Genomic DNA, 223 nt, shown 5'->3' with positions numbered 1-223 from the left:
GGCTAATTTTTATCAGTTCACCCGTATGGTCAACAGAGGAGGGAATTCTTTCGGTAACGAGTATTGCAGAAGCATCTGTGGGTGTGACTGTGGGACAGTTAGAGCATTTACGCGCGAAAAATCTACTGCTGGAAGCGGAATTGCAGCGGGCTAAGTTACAACGCCAACTGACAGAAAGTCAGCCTTTGGGGTTGACGGGCAATAATAATATCGATCTGCCGGT

At 47.5% G+C, this 223-nt stretch carries 1 pseudogene; it reads left to right on the top strand.

From position 1 onward, the window contains the following. Positions 1 to 223: pseudogene (locus SLS51_RS24990) on the top strand (hypothetical protein); the annotation flags it as partial.

This window comes from Photorhabdus africana, from assembly GCF_035181445.1.
GTDB classification, from domain to species: domain Bacteria; phylum Pseudomonadota; class Gammaproteobacteria; order Enterobacterales; family Enterobacteriaceae; genus Photorhabdus; species Photorhabdus laumondii.
This window is presented reverse-complemented; position numbering and strand designations above follow the sequence as displayed.